Below are 3,064 nucleotides of genomic sequence, written 5' to 3'. Positions count from 1 at the left end.
CTTCACGTTGATCGAAATGCTGGTGGCCCTGTCGGTCTTCAGCCTGGCGGTGCTTGCGCTGCTGAACCTGTCGGGCGAAAACGCCCGCACCGCCACCCTGGTGCACGAACAGGTGCTGGCCGGCGTGGTGGCGGACAACCGCGCCGTGGAAGCCCTGCTGATGCCGATGGCCGACCTGGCCGCGGCCAACGTCGGCGTCGAGGAAGCGGGCGGCGCGCCCTGGCGCTGGAGCCGCACGCTGGCCGACACCAGCGACCCGGCCATCGTGCGCGTGGACGTGCAGGTGCGGCATCCCGACGCCCCGCAGGTGCTGGCGCACCTGAGCGTGTTCCGGAGCCGGCAATGACGCGCCGCGCCCACCGCCGCCTGCGGGGCTTCACCCTGGTGGAAATGCTGGTGGCGCTGATGGTGTTCGGGCTGCTGTGCTCGGCCGGCGTCGCGGTGATGGCGTACACCGTGGACAACCAGGGACAGGTCGGTGCGCGCATGGATCGCCTGGGCGAATTCCAGCGCAGCCGCAGCCTGATGAAGCAGGACCTGGCGCAGGCCGCGGTGAGGCGCGTGCGCCAGGCCGACGGCAGCGCGCTCCGCAGCGCGTTCAGCGGCGCGCCGCTGGCCGGCGACGGCATCGTGTTCGAATTCACCCGCCGCGGCTGGGACAATCCCGAAGCGCAGCCGCGCGCATCGCTGCAGCGCGTGCGCTACCGCCATGTCGGTGGCCTGCTGTTGCGAGAAGCGCACGCGGCGGTAGACGGCACGCCGGTGACGAAGACGCAGACGCTGCTGTCCGGCGTGGCCTCGGTGAGCGTGAGCTACTTCCACCGCGGCCAGTGGCTGCCCGGCTGGCCCGGGGCGCGCGACACGCTGCCGCAGGCCGTGCGCCTGGACCTGGTGCTGGAAGACTACGGGCCCGTGCAGCAGCTGTTCCTGGTGCCGGGAGGCCGGCCGTGAATCGCCGCCAGTCCGGGGTGGCGCTGCTGACCGTGCTGCTGCTGGTGGCGGTGATGTCGGTGCTGCTGGTGTCGGTGCTGGACGACATCCGGTTCGGCGTGCGCCGCGCCGGCAACGCCAACGCACAGGCACAGGCGCAGTGGTACGCGCTGGGCGCGGAGTCGCTGGCGCGCTCCCGCCTGCACGCCCTGTCCGCCCGCGACCGCCAGGCCACCACGCTGGACGGCGATTGGAACGACCGCCCGTTCGCGTTCCCCGTTGAAGACGGCATCATCCGCGCGCGCATCCGCGACCAGTCCAACTGCTTCAATCTCAACAGCGTGGTGGAAGGCGCCGAGGACCAGCTTTATCGCCGCGAAACCGGGACGCGCCAGTTCGTCGCGCTGGCGCGCGGCGTCGGCATTGCGCCCCGGCGCGCCGGCGAACTGGCCGATGCGCTGGCCGACTGGATCGATTCCGACCAGTCCGCCGGCCCGCTCGGGGCCGAGGACAGCCACTACCTGCGCCTGCGCCAGCCGTTCCGCACGTCCGGCACGCTGCTGGCCGAGGTCAGCGAACTGCGCGCCATCCGCGGCTTTGACGAGGCGACCTACCGCCTGTTGCGGCCGCACGTGTGCGCCCTGCCCTCGCCGGAACTGTCGCCGGTGAACATCAACACCCTGGGGCCCGACGACGGCCTGATGCTGGTGATGGTCAGCGAGGGCCAGCTGGAACTGGCCGCGGCGCGTTCCGTGATTGCACGGCGGCCGGCGCAGGGATGGCGCGACTTCGCCACCTTCTGGGCCACCCCGGCCATGGCCGGGCTGAGCCCGGGCAACGACGCGCTGCAGCAACTTTCGCTGCGTACGCGATACTTCGCGCTCCACGCCGAGGTCCAGTACCTGGACGCCGACGTGGTGCTCAGCACTCTTTTCGAACTCGATGCCGCCGGTGAAGTCACTTCGATCGCCCGCCGCTGGACCCCGGACCCATGAGCCCGACCAGGCTGTTGCTGCTGCCCCCGCTCGCGGACTCGCCCGCGCTTTGCCTAGTACTGGACGACGCGGGCGGCATCGTGTCGCGCGAAGTCGTCGACGGCGCCGTGCCCACGTCCGGCCCCCGCCGCGAATGCGTGCTTGCCGTCCCGGCCGGGGACGTCAGCCTGCACCGGCTGCGCCTGCGCGCCAATTCTCCAGCGCAGGCGGCGGCCGCGGCGGCGCGACTGGTCGAGGATCGCCTGGCGGTGCCGGCCACGTCCCTGCACGTGGCCGTGTCGGACGCCAACCAGGACGACGAACGCTGGGTGGCCGCGGTGGCGCCCTCGCGCATGGCAGCGTGGCTGGAGCGCGCTTCGCGCCAGGGCTTCCAGGCCACCGCCGTGGTTCCCGACTGCCTGCTGTTGGCGGCACCCGAACCGGGCGGCTGGCGGGTGCTGCAGACCGACGCGGTCTGGCGCGTGCGCGGTGAATCCCTGGCCTTCAGCGCCGAGGCCGACCTGGCCCGCGCACTGCTGGACGGTCACGCAGCCGCGCCGGCCAGCCTGCACCTGGCCACCGAAGCCGACCTGGGCCGGGGCGCCGTCTGTGCGCCGCTGGCGATCGACCTGCTGCAGCAGGACTTCTCCAGGCATCCCGCGACGCCGACGGGCTGGGCCGCGTGGCGATCCGTCGCCCTGCTCGCCGCCCTGGCGCTGGCCCTGCCGCCCCTGGGCTTCGCGGCGCAGACGCTGCGCCATGAGTTGGCGCTGCGATCGGTGCATGCCCAGGCCGCGTCGCAGCTGCAGGCGACGGCCGCGCTGCCCGATGCCACGGGCGCGCCCTTTGCCCGGGCCGATGCGGCGCTGGCGGCGGCGCGCGCGGGCGATGCCTTCGCCATCAGCACCGGCGCGCTGTTCGAAAGCCTGGTGCAGTTGCCGGGCGCCGGCGTTGCCGGCCTCGACTTCGGCGAAGACAGCGTGCTTGCCGTCACCCTGGACCATGACCAGCCCGACGATCTGCCTAAGCTGACGGCAGCCTTGGCCGAGCGCGGCGTGCTGGCCTCGCTGGACACCACGCAGCCGGCCGCCGGCCGGCGGCGTTCGCCCCTGCTGCTGGGTGTGGCGCCGTGGCCGCGGTGCCGCCGGGGATTGCTTTGC

Annotated in this window: 4 protein-coding genes; all 4 read left to right on the top strand. The window is 72.9% G+C overall.

Annotated features, from left to right (window positions below; translation table 11 throughout):
- A partial coding sequence (gene gspI, locus K0M70_RS12745) for a type II secretion system minor pseudopilin GspI (RefSeq protein ID WP_290782512.1) occupies positions 1–346 on the top strand: 346 nt, incomplete at its 5' end.
- Positions 343–951, top strand: coding sequence for a type II secretion system minor pseudopilin GspJ (gene gspJ, locus K0M70_RS12740; RefSeq protein ID WP_290782510.1), 609 nt, complete (start codon positions 343–345; stop codon positions 949–951). The genes gspI and gspJ, both read left to right, overlap by 4 nt.
- Positions 948–1,925: a type II secretion system minor pseudopilin GspK gene (gene gspK, locus K0M70_RS12735; RefSeq protein ID WP_290782509.1), complete on the top strand. Its 978-nt coding sequence runs from the start codon at positions 948–950 to the stop codon at positions 1,923–1,925. Before gspJ ends, gspK begins: the two co-directional genes overlap by 4 nt.
- A partial coding sequence (gspL, locus tag K0M70_RS12730) for a type II secretion system protein GspL (protein ID WP_290782507.1) occupies positions 1,922–3,064 on the top strand: 1,143 nt, incomplete at its 3' end. The genes gspK and gspL, both read left to right, overlap by 4 nt.

Source organism: Arenimonas sp., assembly GCF_019459675.1.
Taxonomy (GTDB): Bacteria; Pseudomonadota; Gammaproteobacteria; order Xanthomonadales; family Xanthomonadaceae; genus Arenimonas.
The sequence above is the reverse complement of the archived record's forward strand: the minus strand, read 5'-3'. Positions and strand labels throughout refer to the sequence as shown.